Raw genomic sequence first — 16,182 nt, 5'->3', positions numbered from 1 at the left:
GACCATGACCGTCACCCCTCCTTCCGCCGTGCCGCGGGGGCCCGAAGTCCCCCGGCCGGCCACGGCCGCCGTGCCGCCCGGCAGCAGCCCCTGGCAGCTCGCCCGGTGCGAGCTGCGCGACCGCCCCGCCGTGAAGATCAGCCTCGGCGTCGTCGTCTTGTTCGTCCTGATGGCGCTCACCGCGCCCTGGCTGGCCGCCCTCGGCGGCTGGACCCCCGACGAGTTCGACAAGTCCGCCGTCGACCCGTACCTCGGCGGTCTGCCCCTTGGACCGTTCGGCGGGATCAGCTCCGAGCACTGGCTCGGCGTGGAGCCCGTCACCGGCCGCGACCTGTTCGCCCGGGTCGTGCACGGCGCGCAGGTCTCCCTGCTCATCGCGTTCACCGCCACCGCCATCGTCGTTCTCGTCGGCACCGCCGCGGGAATCGCCGCAGGCTACTTCGGCGGCCGCGTCGACTCGCTCCTCAGCCGCCTGATGGACCTCACCATGTCCTTCCCGTCCCTCATCTTCATGATCGCGATGATGTCGGTGGCCAGGGACGTCAACCGGATCGTGCTGATGACCGCGGTCATCGGCATCTTCGGCTGGCCCGGCATCGCCCGCGTCGTCCGCGGCCAGACCCTCTCCCTCAAACACCGCGAGTACGTCGACGCCGCCCGCGTCGCCGGGGCCGGCCCCTGGCGCATCCTCACCCGCGACGTCCTCCCCGGCGTCCTCGGCCCGGTCATCGCGTACACCACCCTGCTGGTCCCCGGCATGATCAGCACCGAGGCGGCCCTCAGCTACCTGGGCGTCGGCGTGCGCCCACCGACCGCCTCCTGGGGCCAGATGATCGCCGAGAGCGTCACCTTCTACGAGACCGACCCCACCTACTTCCTCATCCCCAGCACCTTCCTCTTCCTCGCGGTGCTGGCCTTCACCCTCCTCGGCGACGCCCTGCGCGACATCCTCGACCCGAGAGGAGCCCGCAGCGCATGACCCTCTACCTGCTGCGCCGCCTGGCCGGCGTCCTCGGGGTGCTGCTCGCGATCGCGGCCGTCACCTTCGTCATCTTCTACGTCCTGCCCGCCGACCCCGCCGCCGCCGCGTGCGGCAAGACGTGCAGCCCCGAACGCCTGGCGGCGGTACGCCACCACCTCGGGCTCGACCTTCCGCTGTGGCGGCAGTTCGCCGACTTCCTCACCGGCATCTTCACCGGGCGCACCCTGGGCACCGGCCAGTACGCCCTCCAGTGCGACTTCCCCTGCCTCGGCTACTCCTACGAGAACTCGCTGCCCGTCTGGGACCTGCTCCTGGACCGGCTGCCCGTCTCCGCCTCGCTGGCCGTCGGCGCCGCCGCCCTGTGGCTGGTGCTCGGCCTCGGCGCGGGCGTCACCGCCGCACTGCGCAAGAACACCCTCACCGACCGCACCCTCATGGTCGGCGCGGTCGCCGCCGCCTCACTGCCCGTCTACTTCACCTCGATCATGCTCATCTACGGGGTGATCAGGATCGCCGGAATCCTGCCCTACCCCGAATACCACGACTTCACGGCGGGCCCACTGACCTGGGCGCTCAACCTGCTGCTGCCGTGGACCGCACTCGCCCTGCTGTACGCCGCGATGTACGCCAGACAGAGCCGGGGCTCCATGATCGAAGCGATGGCCGAGCCGTACATCCGTACCGCACGCGCCAAGGGCATGCCCGAGCGCACCGTCGTCGTCAAACACGGACTGCGCTCCGGCATGACCCCGATCCTGACCCTGTTCGGCATGGACCTCGGCGGGCTGCTCGCCGGCGCCGTCATCACCGAATCCATCTTCGGCCTGCCCGGCGTGGGACGGCTCTTCTACGGCGCGCTCAGCACCGCGGACCAGCCGGTCGTGCTCGGCGTGACACTGATGGCCGCCTTCTTCATCGTTGTCGCCAACCTGGTCGTCGACCTCCTCTACGCCGTTGTCGACCCGAGGGTGAGGTACTGATGACCGACACACCGCTTCTCCAAGTCAGCGGCCTGGGCGTCGACTTCGACACCCCGGCGGGTCCCGTGCGCGCCGTGGACGGCATCGGCTTCACCGTCGGGGCCGGACGCACCCTCGGCATCGTCGGCGAGTCCGGATCGGGCAAGTCCGTCACTTCGCTGGCCGTGATGGGCCTGCACCGGGGCGCCCGCGTCGAGGGCTCCATCAGGCTCGACGGGAGGGAACTGACCACTCTCGCCGACCAGGAACTCGGCAGGCTGCGCGGCCGCCGGATGGCGATGATCTTCCAGGACCCGCTGTCCAGCCTGCACCCCTACTACACCGTCGGTGAGCAGATCGCCGAACACCACCGGGTGCACTTCCGCACCGGCCGGGCAGCAGCCCGCAGGCAAGCGCTCAACATGCTCGGCGAGGTCGGCATCCCGGAACCGGCCCGCAGGGCGGGGGAGTACCCCCACCAGTTCTCCGGCGGCATGCGGCAACGCGCCATGATCGCGATGGCACTCGCCTGCGAACCCGACCTGCTCATCGCCGACGAGCCCACCACTGCGCTCGACGTCACCGTCCAGGCGCAGATCCTGGACCTGATCGCCCGCCTCCAGCAGGACCGGGGTCTGGGCGTCGTCATGATCACCCACGATCTGGGAGTGGTCGCCCGGGTCGCCCACGACGTCCTGGTCATGTACGGCGGCCGGGCGGCCGAACAGGCCCCGGTGGACGCCCTGTTCACCGCACCCGCCCACCCCTACACCCGGGGCCTGCTCGACTCGTTGCCCCGGCTCGACGACACCGACGACGCACCCCTGCGGGCCATCCCCGGCTCCCCGCCGTCACTGCTCACCCCCACGGCGGGCTGCGCGTTCGCCCCCCGCTGCACGGCCCGGACCGCGGACCGGGTGCCCAGCGGCCTGGGTGAACGCTGCGAGAGTGAACGGCCCGCCCTGCTGCCCCTCGACGGCCCCCGCCACCGGGCCGCCTGCCATCTGACCGCCCCCCGAGCACAGGAGGCCGCCCGATGAGCGCTCCGCCCCGCACCGCACCGGACACACCGGCCACCGATCGGCCCACCGCCCCCCTGCTGTCCGTACGGGACCTGAGCATGCACTTCCCCGGCCGGCGCACCAGGTCGGGACGCAAGGGCCCGCCCGTCAAAGCGGTCGATGGCATCAGCTTCGACGTCGCACCGGGGGAGACCCTCGGTCTGGTCGGCGAGTCGGGCTGCGGCAAGTCCACCACCGGGCGGATGATCGTACGGCTCCTCGAGCCGACCTCCGGCACGGTCGCCTTCGAGGGCACGGACCTCACCCACCTCTCGCCCGGCGCCATGCGCCCGTACCGCAAACACCTCCAGATGGTCTTCCAGGACCCGCACTCCTCCCTCAACCCGCGCCAGACCGTGGCCCGCATCATCGCCGACCCCCTGCTCGTGCAGGGCCGGAGTGCCGACCGGGCCCGTGCCAGGGCGGCGGAGCTGATGGACCTGGTCGGACTCATCCCCGAGCACATCGACCGCTACCCGCACGAGTTCTCCGGCGGCCAGGCACAGCGCATCGGCATCGCCCGCGCCCTCGCCACCGAACCCCGCCTGGTGGTGGCCGACGAACCCGTCTCCGCACTCGACGTCTCCGTACAGGCGCAGGTGGTCAACCTGATGGAGCGCCTCGGGCGCGAACTCGGCCTGGGGTACGTCTTCATCGCGCACGACCTCTCGGTGGTCAAGCGGGTCTGCGACCGCGTCGCGGTGATGTACCTCGGCCGGATCGTCGAGATCGGCGACAAGCACGAGGTGTACGGCAACCCCGCGCACCCCTACACCAAGGCCCTGCTCTCCGCCGTGCCCCTGCCCGACCCGGCGGCCGAACGCTCCCGCGAACGCATCACCCTGATCGGCGACCCGCCGAGCCCGGCCGCCCCGCCGCCGGGGTGCACCTTCCACCCGAGGTGCCCGAAGGTGCAGGACATCTGCCGCACGGAGCGCCCGCTGCTGCGGATCGGGGCCCCGGGTGAAGCACAGGAGGCGGCCTGCCACTTCCCGTACTGACGGTGCCGGGACTTCTCCCCGGCAGACAGGAAGGTGCGGGGCCGGAGAACCTCTCTGCGGCCCCGCACCTGCTGTCCTACTCTCCCCACACCTTCCGCAGGTAGGCGAGCTCGCGCACCATCAGCCGCTCCCGCACACCGCCCGGGGTCATGTGGCTGACGCCGGGGAGGGTGAGCAGCTCGTGTTCCCGTCCCGCCCGGGTCAGCGCCTCGGAGAGACGGAGGCTGTGCGAGGGGTGCACGTTGTCGTCGGCGAGACCGTGGATCAGCAGCAGGGGCCTGCGCAGCGCCGCGGCGTCCTTCACCAGGCAGTCCTCCTCGTACACCCCGGGGTTCTCGTCGGGGAGACCGAGGTAGCGCTCGGTGTAGGCGGTGTCGTACGCGCGGAAGTCGGTCGGCGGGGCGCCCGCGATGCCCACGTGGAACACGTCGGGCCGGCGCAGCACCGCGAGCGCGGCCAGGTAGCCGCCGTACGACCAGCCCCGCACCGCCACTCTTCCGAGGTCCAACTCGGGGTTGAGTGAAGCGAGTTCGTGGAGGGCGGCCACCTGGTCGTCGAGGGTGACCCGGGAGAATCCGCGGTACATGGCGTGGGTGAAGGCGGGCGAGACGTTCGACGTGCCGCGGTTGTCGACCGTCACCACGGCGAAGCCCTGGTCGGCCCACCACTGCCGGTGCTGCTGCGCGCGCGGGTCGTTCGTCACGGCCTGCGCGCCGGGCCCGCCGTACACGTCGAGCAGGACCGGCAGCCGCCGCCCGGGTGCGTGTCCGCGCGGCAGGACCACCGCCGTCGGCAACCGGTGCCCGGTCACCCTGGCGAGCCGGGGAGCGACCCGGTACGGCAGCGGCTCGGAGAGGTCCCGCAGCATCAACTCCCGGCCGTCCTCCGTGTGTACGGTGCGCCGCACGCCCTCGCCGGGACGCGCGGCCGTGATCAGGAGGGTGCCCGTCGACGCGGTGACGCTGTGCACCCCGGATCCGTCCGTGAGGGGGCGGAGCGCACCGGTGTCCGGGTCGATGAGGACGACGTGCTGGTCGGCGGGTTCGTCCCGGGCCGCCGTGACGAGCAACCCGCCCGCGAACTCCCTCTCGAATGAACGTACTTGCAGATCGGTGCCGGTCAGCAGGTGCCCGTCCAGGGCAAGGCCGCGGGCCTCGCCCTGCGGAGTGTCCGCGGAGGTCAGCATCCGGCCGTCCGCGAGCCGGGCCGGAGTGCCGGGGAGCGGATCGACCCACAGGGGGTGCGAGGTGCTCGACAGCAGCCGGGTGCTGCCGGTCGCCGGGTCCGCCGCCAGCAGCAGTGCCTCGTGCTGGAGGCGGTCCTGCACGGTCAGCAGGATTTCGCCGTCCGTGTCCCAGCCGGCGTCCGTGACATAGGGGTACGCCGTCGTGTCCCAGTCCAGGCGGACACCCCCGGCCCCGCCTTCGTCCGCCGCCCCGGCGTCCAGCACCCACAGCTGGACGTCCGCGTTCGGCCCGCCCGCCCTCGGGTAGGCGAACTCGCCGCCGTAGTCGAAGCGGGGGAGCGCCGACTCGTCGACCCTGGCGGCGAGCAGCATCCGGCCGCCGGGGCTCCACCAGTGGCCGCGCGAGCGGCCCAGCTCCTCGGCCGCCGCGAACTCCGCGATGCCCCAGCGGGCGCCGTCGTCGGGCGACACCGCGACCGGGCCGCTTCGGGGGGCGGCCGAGGCCGGACCGGACCCGGCGCACCCGGAAACGTACAGCCGGTCCTCGCAGACGTAGGCGATGCGCGAGCCTTCACCGTCCGGCCGGGGGTCGAAGACCGGGCCGGGGGAGGGGATCTCCTCCGTTTCGGCCTTCGGCCCGGTGCTGGTCCTGAACAGCCGCCCGTACAGCGCGAAGACGGCGAAGCGGCCGTCGGCGGAGAGGGAGTAGGAGCCGATGCCGGGCGCCGTCAGCCGGATGCGCTCGCGCAACTGCCGCTCGGCCAGAGGGGGTTCGCCCCCCTCGGGCGCGAGCGCACGGGGGTCCGCGAGCTGCCGTTCCTCACCCGTGACGGTGTCGAGCACCCACAGGGCGTCGTACGGGTCGGCCGGTCCGGACGAGCGGAGGAAACAGAGCAGCCGCCCGCCGTCGGCGAAGGCGGCGGCACGTGGTGCGCCGTAGGAGAACCGGCCGGTGCGGGCGGACAGGGCGAGGAACGGATCGGCGAGAGGCTCTGGTGACATGCGGTCATCGTCTCCGCCCGCACGATCATGGTCAAGGATGTGACATATGAAATGGCACAACTGCACCTCGTTCCGCGCAGTCGGGGCCCGCTCGCGCTACTCGGACCGGTCCTGCCCTGCCTGGTCCTGCCCTACCCGGTCCCACCCCACCTGGCCACGCCCTACTCGGCCGCGCCCTGCTTGGCCCCGCCGGTCACGTTGCCGAACGACAGTCCCGTCCCCGCCAGGTCTGCCCGGATGCCCTCCGGCTCCACCTTGACCTCGCGGAGTCGCAGCTCGCCGGGAGTCTTCGGCAGTCTGAACGACAGCGACAGCTTCTCCGACAGTTCCGGCGGCCGCATCGCCAGCAGGGAGGCGATCATCTTCGGGTCGATGCCCACCTTCTCCAGCAGCCACGGGTGGTCGACCACCACATCCATCAGATTGAGGCCCATCAATTGCTTCACGAACCGCGGAGAACCGGTCAGCCGGTGCAGTTCGGTCTCGCTGCTGAGCGCCTTGCGCACCCACTCCTTCGGAATGCCCAGCCGGTCCACCACCGCGGGAACGGCCAGCATCTCCTTGACGCGCGTCGCCTGCTGGGCGAGCTGCGCCGCCGCCTGCGGGTGCAGCCGCAGGCCCGAGGTGGCCCGGTCCTTGCCCGGCCGGTAGGTCACCAGTCCCGGGACGTCCACCCGCATGTGGTCGATGGTGGTGGAGACCGCCTGGTCGCCGTCGCGCCGGATGTGCGCCTCCGCCCCGATCAGCACCTTCGTTCCGGCGACCGGCAGTTCCCCCGTCACCTTGACCCTGTTGTCGCCGTCCTTACTGAACTTGGCCTGGGACGAACCGAGTTCACGGTTCAGGTCGTCGAAGGACAGCAGTACGTCGCCCTCCACGCTGCCGATGACGGCACCCTGGATCGACGTCGGCAGGCTGCCGACGATGCTGATGTCCCGCGCGGTGGCCCGCACTTCGGCGATGGATACGCGGTCGGCGGCCACGTCGGGAACCGCAACCTCGACGCGGTCGAGGCGCTTGTCGAAGACCTGGGTGAGGAAGGGGAAGCCGTGGATGTCGACCTCGGGCGCGGTGGCCAGCTTCATCGACTTCTTCAGCTGCTCCTCGGCCTTGTCCTGCGCGTACAGCACGGCGAACCGGTCGGTGAGCAGCAGGAACACCGCGCAGACCAGCGCGGCCACGGCCACCTTGAAGAGCGCGGGAACGGCGGCAAGCCGGCTGCGCCCGCGGTGGTTGGGCGGCTGCCACGGCTCGTCCTCGTCGTCCTTCTCCGACTTCAGCCCGAGGCCGAGAATCCGGGCATCGGGCTCGTAGGAGCCGTAGTCGGGCTCCGGCGGGGCGAGTTTGGCGAGCTCCTCGTACGGGTTCCTGGGCCTGACCGGTTCGTGGGGGGACGTGCTGTCGGCATTCATGCGTGTGGGGGGTCGCATCGGCTCATCCCACCATGTGCACCACCCTCGAACGCAAGCTCGATGACCGTCTCCACCGCATTTGACGGGGTTTACTGCCTGGTCACAGGCCTCTCTCCCTGGGGGGCAGGCGGGCGCGACACCGCAGGGCGGCAGCTCCTCCGCCGCCCCCTACGGCAGCAGTCCGACCACCGCGTCGCGGAGACCGGCCCGCTCCGTCGACATGAAGCGGTGCAGCGTGCGCGAGCCGAAGGCGACCCGCTGTGCGCTGCGGCGCCGCTCCGTGTCGTAGGCGCGGAGCGCGGTGGGCAGGTCCGGCCGCTCGGCGACGGCCCGCGTCAGGGCATCCGCGTCCAGGATCGCCGTACACGCGCCCTGCCCCAGATTGGGCGTCATGGCATGCGCCGCGTCGCCGACCAGGGCCACCTTGCCGCCCCGCACGAAGGTGGGCAGCGCGGGGTGGAGGTGCCGCATCTCGTACCGGATCCAGTGCGCGGGGTCGGTCTCCGCCAGCAGGCGGGGGATCGGGTCGTGCCATCCCTCGAAGCAGCCGCGCAGCTCGTCGGCGGTGGTGGCCCCCGGCACGGTGGCGTACCAGTTGGTCCGGCCCGGCTCGACCGGGGTCATCCCGAAGAACCTGCCCCGGCCCCAGGTCTCCCCGTACACCCCGCTCTCGAAGTCCGCGATGCCGATCCACGCGACGGACCCGATCTCCCGGGGGCCGCTGCGTCCGCCGAACGTGGCGGTGCGCACCGCGCTGCGGATGCCGTCGGCGCCGACCACCAGGTCGTGCCCGGCCACCAGCGCGTCCACGCCGCTGCCGTCCGCTGCGTTCTCGCCGAACTTCAGCGGAACGTCACCGAAACCCTCCAGCTCGGCCAGCAGCGACTGGATCAAGTACGGCCGGGAGATGAGCAGTTCGGGCCGCCCGGCCTTCTTCTCGATGCGCTCCAGCGGCAGGCTCGCCAGGACCTTGCCCCGGGGATCGCGGATCTGTGCGTTCCGGTAGGGCACCGCGCGGCGCTCCAGTACCTCGCCGAGCCCGAGGCGGCCGAGCGCGCCCTGTGCGTTCGGGTGGATGCCGAACGCGGCGCCGTACTGCTCCAGATCCGCCCGCCGCTCCAGGACCGAGACGCTCCATCCCGCGCGGCGCAGCCCGATCGCCGTGCTCAGCCCGCCGATCCCCGCGCCCACGACCACTGCCGTTCCCGCCATGACGTACCCCGCTCATCGCCGTGCACCGGTCTACCACAACTGTGGTACCACGGGTGGGGTAGTCTTGGCCAGGTGAATCAGGAAAGGCGGGACCGGCTGCGCGACGCGGCCCTGGCAGTACTGGCCGGAACGGGCGGGCGCGGGCTGACGCACCGGGCCGTCGACGCGGCAGCCGACGTACCGTCGGGTACCGCCAAGAACTACTTCCCCTCCCGCGACGCCCTGCTGCGCGCGGTGGCCGAACGCTGCCTGGAGCAGTACCGCGAGCTCTCCGCCCGGGCGGCGGGCGGAGAGCCGCCGCAGGACCGCGAAGCCCTGGCGGCGATGGCCGCCGCCCTGCTGCGGGATGTCGCGGGGCCGGGCCGAGACCGGCTCCTCGCGGTGCTGGAGCTGCAGGCCGAGGCGGCCCGCCGCCCCTGGCTCTCGGCCATTCTCGACCCCATCGCCGCGGCCGACTTCGCGCGCCTGGAAGCGGCGCAGCGCGCCGCCGGCCTGCCGGTCACGCCGCAGCGCGCGGCCACCGTCACGCTCGCGCTGCACGCCGCCATCCCGCACCTGCTGGCCGGCGGCCCCGCCACGCTGGAGGCCGCCGGCCTGCACGACCTGGACCGCTTCGTCCGGGACCTGCTGCACGCGGTGTACCCGGAGCCCGGCGGCGGGGCCGGCCCCGAAGGGCAGGAGCGGCCCTAGATGTCGCGGAAGATCTCGATCTGCGCGCCCACCGAGTTCAGGCGCTCGGCCAGGTCCTCGTAACCGCGGTTGATGACATACACATTGCGCAGCACCGACGTGCCCTCGGCGGCCATCATGGCCAGCAGGACGACCACGGCCGGGCGCAGGGCCGGCGGGCACATCATCTCCGCCGCGCGCCAGCGGGTCGGGCCCTCGACCAGTACCCGGTGGGGGTCCAGGAGCTGGAGGCGACCGCCGAGGCGGTTGAGGTCGGTGAGGTAGATCGCCCGGTTGTCGTAGACCCAGTCGTGGATCAGCGTCTGGCCCTGGGCGGTGGCGGCGATGGCCGCGAAGAAGGGGACGTTGTCGATGTTCAGGCCCGGGAAGGGCATCGGGTGGATCTTGTCGATCGGTGCTTCGAGCTTGGAGGGCCGGACCGTCAGGTCGACCAGCCGGGTGCGGCCGTTGTCCGCGCAGTACTCGGCGGAACGGTCGTGGTCGAGTCCCATCTCCTCCAGGACCGCCAGCTCGATCTCCAGGAACTCGATCGGGACCCGGCGGATCGTCAGTTCCGACTCCGTCACGACGGCCGCGGCCAGCAGGCTCATCGCCTCGACCGGGTCCTCGGAGGGGGAGTAGTCGACGTCCACGTCGATCTCCGGCACCCCGTGCACGGTCAGCGTGGTCGTGCCGACGCCGTCGACCCTGACGCCCAGCGCTTCGAGGAAGAAACACAGGTCCTGGACCATGTAGTTGGAGGAGGCGTTGCGGATGACGGTCCTGCCGTCGTAACGGGCGGCCGCCAGCAGCGCGTTCTCGGTGACGGTGTCGCCGCGCTCGGTCAGCACGATCGGACGGTCCGGGCCCGCCTTCTCGACCTGCGCGTGGTAGATGCCCTCGGTGGCCGTGATGTCCAGGCCGAACCGGCGCAGCGCGATCATGTGCGGCTCGATGGTGCGGGTGCCGAGGTCGCAACCGCCCGCGTACGGCAGCTTGAAGCGGTCCATCCGGTGCAGCAGCGGGCCCAGGAACATGATGATGGAGCGGGTGCGGCGGGCCGCGTCCGCGTCCATCGACGCCATGTCCAGGTCCGCGGGCGGGACGATCTCCAGGTCCTTGCCGTCGTTGATCCAGCGGGTCCGCACGCCGATGGAGCTCAGTACCTCCAGAAGGCGGTACACCTCCTCGATCCTCGCGACCTTCCGCAGCACCGTGCGGCCCTTGTTGAGGAGGGTGGCGCACAGCAGTGCCACACACGCGTTCTTGCTGGTCTTGACGTCGATGGCGCCGGACAGGCGCCGGCCGCCCACCACTCGCAGATGCATCGGACCCGAGTACCCCAACGACACGATCTCACTGTCGAGGGCTTCACCGATTCGGGCGATCATCTCAAGGCTGATGTTTTGATTGCCGCGCTCGATGCGGTTCACCGCACTCTGGCTGGTGCCCAGGGCGTCCGCGAGCTGCGTCTGGGTCCAGCCACGGTGCTGACGCGCGTCACGGATGAGCTTGCCGATGCGTACGAGGTAGTCGTCTGCCATGGGGGAAGGCTATCTCAGATATGAGATGACAACTCACTCGGATGGGCCAAAGGGGTGACGGCCCTGGCGGCACGTCAACTCCCTGCGGGTGCCCAGCAGACGGCTGCCGTTACTCAGGTGCGATCCGCGCCAGCTTCCCCGTCTCCAGCGCCACCCACAGCGCGCCGTCGCCGCCGAGCGTGATGCCGTGCGGCTCGGAGGCGGGGGAGGGAAGGTCGTAGGAGTCGATCCTGCCGCCGTCTGCGGTGATCCGGCCGACCCGGTTGGCGCCCCACTCGGTGAACCACAGCGCGCCGTCCGCACCCGTCACCAGGGCGTGCGGGCGTGCGCCCCGGTCCGGCAGCGGGAACTCGTCGATGGTGCCGTCGGCGGTGATCCGGCCGAGCTGCCCGGCCCCGATCTCCACCCACCACATCGCCCCGTCCGGCCCCGCTGCGATACCCACAGGACCGGCGTCGGGCGTCGGCAGCCGGTGGATCACGATGCCGTCGCCGTCGAGACCGATCACGCCGACCGCGTTGGCCTGGTTCAGCGTGAACCACATCCGGCCGCCGCCCGGGTCCGCGGCGATGGCCGACGGGAAGCTGCCGGTGACCGGCAGATCGAACTCCGTCATCGCACCGGCAGGCGTGATCCGCCCGATCCGGTCGTGGTTCATCTGCGTGAACCACAGGGCGCCGTCCCCGCCCACCGCGATCCCGTACGGCCCGGACCCAGCGCCCGGCGAGAAGCTGCTGACCGTGCCGTCCAGGGCCATCCGCCCGATCCGGTCCCCCTTGTACTCGGTGAACCACAGCGCCCCGTCCGGTCCCGGCACGATCACGGTGGGGCCGCCGTCGGCCTTGGGCAGCGGGTACGAGGACACCTCACCGCCCGTCACGGGCACCCGGCCGACGGCCCCCTCGTGCACCTTGGTGAACCAGAGGGCCCCGTCCGGCCCCGAGGTCACCCCGTACGGCCCGGCCTCGGGGCCGGAGACGGGGATCTCGGTGATCGTCACGCGCGGGCGCGGGGACGGTCCGGTGGGTGACATGACGTGCGGCTCCTCGCATCGGGGGGTGGTGGGCCGGGGCCCTGCAACCGGGCTCCGGCGCATGTTAGTTGTTGCCCCTCGGCCGCCGGACATGCACCATGCCGGGATGCGCTTCTCCGTGAACATCCCGTGCTTCGGTGATTTCGCCGACCCCCGCACGGTCGCCGAACTGGCCCGTGCCGCCGAGGAGGCGGGCTGGGACGGTCTCTTCGTCTGGGACCACGTCCAGCACCGCGCCCACGGCGACCGCCCCTTCGCGGACCCCTGGATGCTGCTGACCGCCGCCGCCCTGGCGACGAGCCGCATCAAGCTGGGCACCCTGGTGACCGCGGTCCCACGCCGGCGGCCGCAGGAACTCGCCCGCCAGAGCGCCACGCTCGACTCGCTCAGCAACGGCAGGCTCGTCCTCGGCGCGGGCCTCGGCGGCCCCATCGAGGACGAGTACGAGAGCTTCGGCGACACGGCGCGCCCCGTCGAGCTCGCCGAGCGTCTCGACGAGGGCCTGGGCCTGATCCAGCGGTTCTGGACGGGCGAGCCCGTCGACCACGAGGGCCGCCACTACACGGCCCACGACGTGACCCTGCTGCCCGCGACGGTGCAGCGCCCCCGCCCGCCGGTCTGGATCGCCGGGTTCTGGCCGGCCAGGCCCCCGATGCGCCGGGCCGCCCGCTGGGACGGCGCCGTCCCGCTCTTCGATTCCGCCAAGCACGGCCACGCACCTGACCCGCAGGAGTTCCGCGAGCTGGTCGCCTACGTACGCAAGCACCGCGGGCAGGACCCACCGGCCGCCCACCCCTTCGAGTTCGTCGCCGGCGGGGCGAGCCCCGGAGACCCGGCGGCGGCCCGTGACCTGATCGGCCCGCTCGCGGACGCCGGGGCGACCTGGTGGGACGAGCGGCAGTACGAGCGCCACGAGGACATCGACCGGCTCGGCCCCATTCTGCGCAGGGTCGAACAGGGGCCGCCGCGGCTCTAGCACCTCCCGCCGGGCCGCCCCGGGTCCGCTGACGAGGACAGGAAAGTGACGCACGGCTCATGCCCGGGCGCGCCGCACGGCCGCGCCCGGGCATGACCGCGCTGCGGCCATGTACTAGAGTTATCTCGACATCGAGATATCTGCCCAGCGCGCCGCAGTCGCCACTTCTCGGTAAGGGTTACCTAACTAAGCCTTACCTTAGCGGGTCGGCCCGGAGTCGTGGCGGCAGGATTGCTGTATTGCGGTAGAACGCGCACTTTTTTGACTGAAGGAGACTGTCGTGTCGGCGAACAGCTTCGACGCCCGCAGCACGCTGCGCGTGGGTGACGAGTCGTACGAGATCTTCAAGCTGGACAAGGTCGAGGGCTCCGCGCGCCTCCCTTACAGCCTGAAGGTCCTGCTGGAGAACCTGCTGCGTACGGAGGACGGCGCGAACATCACCGCCGACCACATCCGGGCGATCGGCAGCTGGGACTCCCAGGCCCAGCCCAGCCAGGAGATCCAGTTCACGCCGGCCCGCGTGATCATGCAGGACTTCACGGGCGTGCCCTGCGTCGTGGACCTCGCCACGATGCGTGAGGCCGTGAAGGAGCTGGGCGGCGACCCGGCGAAGATCAACCCGCTGGCCCCGGCCGAGCTGGTCATCGACCACTCCGTCATCGCCGACAAGTTCGGCACCGCCAACGCCTTCCAGCAGAACGTGGAGCTGGAGTACGGCCGCAACAAGGAGCGCTACCAGTTCCTGCGCTGGGGCCAGACCGCCTTCGACGAGTTCAAGGTCGTCCCCCCGGGCACCGGCATCGTCCACCAGGTCAACATCGAGCACCTGGCCCGCACCGTCATGGTCCGGGGTGGCCAGGCGTACCCCGACACCCTCGTCGGCACCGACTCGCACACCACCATGGTCAACGGCCTGGGCGTGCTGGGCTGGGGCGTCGGCGGCATCGAGGCCGAGGCCGCGATGCTCGGCCAGCCGGTCTCCATGCTGATCCCGCGCGTCGTCGGCTTCAAGCTGACCGGCGAGCTGCCGGCCGGCACCACCGCCACCGACCTGGTCCTCACGATCACCGAGATGCTGCGCAAGCACGGTGTCGTCGGCAAGTTCGTCGAGTTCTACGGTGAGGGCGTCGCCGCCACCTCGCTCGCCAACCGCGCCACCATCGGCAACATGTCGCCGGAGTTCGGTTCCACCGCGGCGATCTTCCCGATCGACGACGAGACGCTCAAGTACCTGCGTCTGACCGGCCGCGACAAGCAGCAGGTCGCGCTCGTCGAGGCGTACGCCAAGGAGCAGGGCCTCTGGCTCGACCCGGCCGCCGAGCCCGACTTCTCCGAGAAGCTGGAGCTCGACCTCTCCACGGTCGTCCCCTCCATCGCCGGTCCCAAGCGCCCGCAGGACCGCATCGTCCTCGCCAACGCCGCCGAGCAGTTCGCCGTGGACGTCCTCAACTACGTCGACGCGCCCGTCCCGCAGCCGGCCAAGGCGCAGGGCTCCCCGGTCGACGAGGCCAGCGACGAGTCCTTCCCGGCCAGTGACGCCCCGGCCTACGGCAGCGACGACAACGGCGCCGGCGCGCCCGAGCACGGTTCCTCCACGGGCGTCCCGGTACCGTCCAACCCGGTCACCGTGACCGCCGCCGACGGTTCCACCTACGAGCTGGACCACGGTGCGGTGACGGTCGCGGCCATCACCTCCTGCACCAACACCTCGAACCCGTACGTGATGGTCGCCGCCGCGCTCGTCGCGAAGAAGGCCGTCGAGAAGGGCCTGACCCGCAAGCCGTGGGTCAAGACCACGCTCGCCCCGGGCTCCAAGGTCGTCACCGACTACTTCGACAAGGCCGGGCTCACCCCCTACCTCGACAAGGTCGGCTTCAACCTGGTCGGTTACGGCTGCACGACCTGCATCGGCAACTCGGGCCCGCTGCCCGAGGAGGTCTCCAAGGCCGTCAACGACAACGACCTCGCGGTCACGTCGGTCCTCTCCGGCAACCGGAACTTCGAGGGCCGCATCAACCCCGACGTCAAGATGAACTACCTGGCCTCCCCGCCGCTGGTCGTCGCGTACGCCCTCGCCGGTTCGATGAAGGTCGACATCACCACCGAAGCCCTGGGCACCGACCAGGAGGGCAAGCCGGTCTACCTGGCCGACATCTGGCCGACCGAGGCCGAGGTGAACGACGTCGTCGCCAACTCCATCGGTGAGGACATGTTCAACAAGTCCTACCAGGACGTCTTCGCGGGCGACGCCCAGTGGCAGGCCCTCTCGATCCCCACCGGCAACACCTTCGAGTGGGACAACGAGTCCACCTACGTGCGCAAGCCCCCGTACTTCGAGGGCATGACGATGGAGACGACCCCGGTCGAGGACATCGCGGGCGCCCGTGTGCTGGCCAAGCTGGGCGACTCGGTCACCACCGACCACATCTCCCCGGCCGGTGCGATCAAGGCCGACACCCCGGCCGGCAAGTACCTCACGGAGCACGGCGTCGAGCGCCGCGAGTTCAACTCGTACGGCTCGCGCCGCGGCAACCACGAGGTCATGATCCGTGGCACGTTCGCCAACATCCGCCTGCGCAACCAGATCGCGCCGGGCACCGAGGGCGGCTTCACGCGTGACTTCACGCAGGCCGACGCCCCCGTCTCGTACATCTACGACGCCTCGCAGAACTACCAGGCCGCCGGCACCCCGCTGGTCATCCTGGCGGGCAAGGAGTACGGCTCGGGCTCGTCCCGCGACTGGGCGGCCAAGGGCACCGCGCTCCTGGGCGTCAAGGCCGTCATCGCCGAGTCGTACGAGCGCATCCACCGCTCGAACCTCATCGGCATGGGCGTCCTTCCGCTCCAGTACCCGGAGGGCGCCTCGGCCGAGTCGCTGGGCCTGACCGGCGAGGAGACCTTCTCGATCACGGGCGTCACCGGTCTCAACGACGGCGGCATCCCGGACACGCTGAAGGTCAAGGCAGGCGACGTGGAGTTCGACGCCAAGCTGCGCATCGACACCCCCGGCGAGGCGGACTACTACCGCAACGGCGGCATCCTCCAGTACGTGCTGCGTTCGCTGATCCGCAGCTAGTACCGGCAGGTCCATGACGAAGGGCCGCACCCCCTAAATCCGGGAGTGCGGCCCTTCGCCGTGCACCGG

At 71.2% G+C, this 16,182-nt stretch carries 12 protein-coding genes; 7 read left to right on the top strand and 5 right to left on the bottom strand.

The window, feature by feature from the left end; all coding sequences use genetic code 11:
* The first annotated feature begins 4 nt into the window (after nucleotides 1-4).
* Genes ACFWVV_RS00460 through ACFWVV_RS00445 form a run of 4 tightly spaced genes read left to right on the top strand, consistent with a single transcriptional unit; the run spans nucleotide 5 to nucleotide 4,003 of the window.
* On the top strand, nucleotides 5-979 hold the full coding sequence (locus tag ACFWVV_RS00460) for an ABC transporter permease (protein ID WP_384344009.1): 975 nt from the start codon (nucleotides 5-7) through the stop codon (nucleotides 977-979).
* A complete protein-coding gene (locus tag ACFWVV_RS00455) occupies nucleotides 976-1,962 on the top strand; it encodes an ABC transporter permease (RefSeq protein WP_384344012.1) in 987 nt (328 codons plus the stop codon). The genes ACFWVV_RS00460 and ACFWVV_RS00455 overlap by 4 nt, the downstream gene beginning before the upstream one ends.
* Nucleotides 1,962-2,981, top strand: a complete 1,020-nt coding sequence (locus tag ACFWVV_RS00450) for an ABC transporter ATP-binding protein (RefSeq protein WP_384344015.1) — start codon at nucleotides 1,962-1,964, stop codon at nucleotides 2,979-2,981. Before ACFWVV_RS00455 ends, ACFWVV_RS00450 begins: the two co-directional genes overlap by 1 nt.
* Nucleotides 2,978-4,003, top strand: a complete 1,026-nt coding sequence (locus ACFWVV_RS00445; protein ID WP_384344018.1) for an ABC transporter ATP-binding protein — start codon at nucleotides 2,978-2,980, stop codon at nucleotides 4,001-4,003. Before ACFWVV_RS00450 ends, ACFWVV_RS00445 begins: the two co-directional genes overlap by 4 nt.
* 76 nt (nucleotides 4,004-4,079) lie before the next feature.
* Here the strand turns inward: ACFWVV_RS00445 and ACFWVV_RS00440 are convergent, their stop codons facing one another.
* From ACFWVV_RS00440 to ACFWVV_RS00430, 3 genes are all read right to left on the bottom strand, one after another.
* Nucleotides 4,080-6,191, bottom strand: a complete 2,112-nt coding sequence (locus tag ACFWVV_RS00440; RefSeq protein WP_384344021.1) for a prolyl oligopeptidase family serine peptidase — start codon at nucleotides 6,189-6,191, stop codon at nucleotides 4,080-4,082.
* 161 nt (nucleotides 6,192-6,352) lie between these two features.
* Entirely contained in the window at nucleotides 6,353-7,603 is a 1,251-nt protein-coding gene (locus ACFWVV_RS00435) for a DUF2993 domain-containing protein (protein WP_384344024.1), read from the bottom strand.
* A 168-nt stretch (nucleotides 7,604-7,771) separates the two neighbouring features.
* On the bottom strand, nucleotides 7,772-8,815 hold the full coding sequence (locus tag ACFWVV_RS00430) for an FAD-dependent oxidoreductase (protein ID WP_384344027.1): 1,044 nt from the start codon (nucleotides 8,813-8,815) through the stop codon (nucleotides 7,772-7,774).
* Between the two features lie 72 nt (nucleotides 8,816-8,887).
* Here ACFWVV_RS00430 and ACFWVV_RS00425 point away from each other — a divergent pair, with 72 nt between their 5' ends.
* Nucleotides 8,888-9,505, top strand: a complete 618-nt coding sequence (locus ACFWVV_RS00425; RefSeq protein WP_384344030.1) for a TetR/AcrR family transcriptional regulator — start codon at nucleotides 8,888-8,890, stop codon at nucleotides 9,503-9,505.
* Here ACFWVV_RS00425 and ACFWVV_RS00420 read toward each other — a convergent pair.
* Together ACFWVV_RS00420 and ACFWVV_RS00415 are read right to left on the bottom strand one after the other, a co-directional pair.
* A complete protein-coding gene (locus tag ACFWVV_RS00420) occupies nucleotides 9,502-11,028 on the bottom strand; it encodes a helix-turn-helix domain-containing protein (protein WP_384344033.1) in 1,527 nt (508 codons plus the stop codon). The two genes, ACFWVV_RS00425 and ACFWVV_RS00420, sit on opposite strands and share 4 nt — an antisense overlap.
* Nucleotides 11,029-11,137: 109 nt before the next feature.
* Nucleotides 11,138-12,061, bottom strand: a complete 924-nt coding sequence (locus ACFWVV_RS00415; protein ID WP_384344035.1) for a virginiamycin B lyase — start codon at nucleotides 12,059-12,061, stop codon at nucleotides 11,138-11,140.
* Nucleotides 12,062-12,167: 106 nt separating this feature from the next.
* Here ACFWVV_RS00415 and ACFWVV_RS00410 point away from each other — a divergent pair, with 106 nt between their 5' ends.
* Entirely contained in the window at nucleotides 12,168-13,037 is an 870-nt protein-coding gene (locus tag ACFWVV_RS00410) for an LLM class flavin-dependent oxidoreductase (protein ID WP_384344038.1), read from the top strand.
* A gap of 265 nt (nucleotides 13,038-13,302) precedes the next feature.
* Nucleotides 13,303-16,113: an aconitate hydratase gene (locus tag ACFWVV_RS00405; RefSeq protein ID WP_384344157.1), complete on the top strand. Its 2,811-nt coding sequence runs from the start codon at nucleotides 13,303-13,305 to the stop codon at nucleotides 16,111-16,113.
* Nucleotides 16,114-16,182 lie beyond the last annotated feature (69 nt).

The organism is Streptomyces sp. NPDC058663 (genome assembly GCF_042716745.1).
In the GTDB taxonomy this organism is placed as follows: Bacteria; Actinomycetota; Actinomycetes; order Streptomycetales; family Streptomycetaceae; genus Streptomyces.
The sequence above is the reverse complement of the archived record's forward strand: the minus strand, read 5'-3'. Positions and strand labels throughout refer to the sequence as shown.

Bases quoted from the DNA above. Each gene is read 5' to 3' on its own strand.
- ACFWVV_RS00460 (WP_384344009.1), top strand. From the start codon at position 5: ATGACCGTCACCCCTCCTTCCGCCGTGCCGCGGGGGCCCGAAGTCCCC.
- ACFWVV_RS00455 (WP_384344012.1), top strand. From the start codon at position 976: ATGACCCTCTACCTGCTGCGCCGCCTGGCCGGCGTCCTCGGGGTGCTG.
- ACFWVV_RS00450 (WP_384344015.1), top strand. From the start codon at position 1,962: ATGACCGACACACCGCTTCTCCAAGTCAGCGGCCTGGGCGTCGACTTC.
- ACFWVV_RS00445 (WP_384344018.1), top strand. From the start codon at position 2,978: ATGAGCGCTCCGCCCCGCACCGCACCGGACACACCGGCCACCGATCGG.
- ACFWVV_RS00440 (WP_384344021.1), bottom strand. From the start codon at position 6,191: ATGTCACCAGAGCCTCTCGCCGATCCGTTCCTCGCCCTGTCCGCCCGC.
- ACFWVV_RS00435 (WP_384344024.1), bottom strand. From the start codon at position 7,603: ATGAATGCCGACAGCACGTCCCCCCACGAACCGGTCAGGCCCAGGAAC.
- ACFWVV_RS00430 (WP_384344027.1), bottom strand. From the start codon at position 8,815: ATGGCGGGAACGGCAGTGGTCGTGGGCGCGGGGATCGGCGGGCTGAGC.
- ACFWVV_RS00420 (WP_384344033.1), bottom strand. From the start codon at position 11,028: ATGGCAGACGACTACCTCGTACGCATCGGCAAGCTCATCCGTGACGCG.
- ACFWVV_RS00415 (WP_384344035.1), bottom strand. From the start codon at position 12,061: ATGTCACCCACCGGACCGTCCCCGCGCCCGCGCGTGACGATCACCGAG.
- ACFWVV_RS00410 (WP_384344038.1), top strand. From the start codon at position 12,168: ATGCGCTTCTCCGTGAACATCCCGTGCTTCGGTGATTTCGCCGACCCC.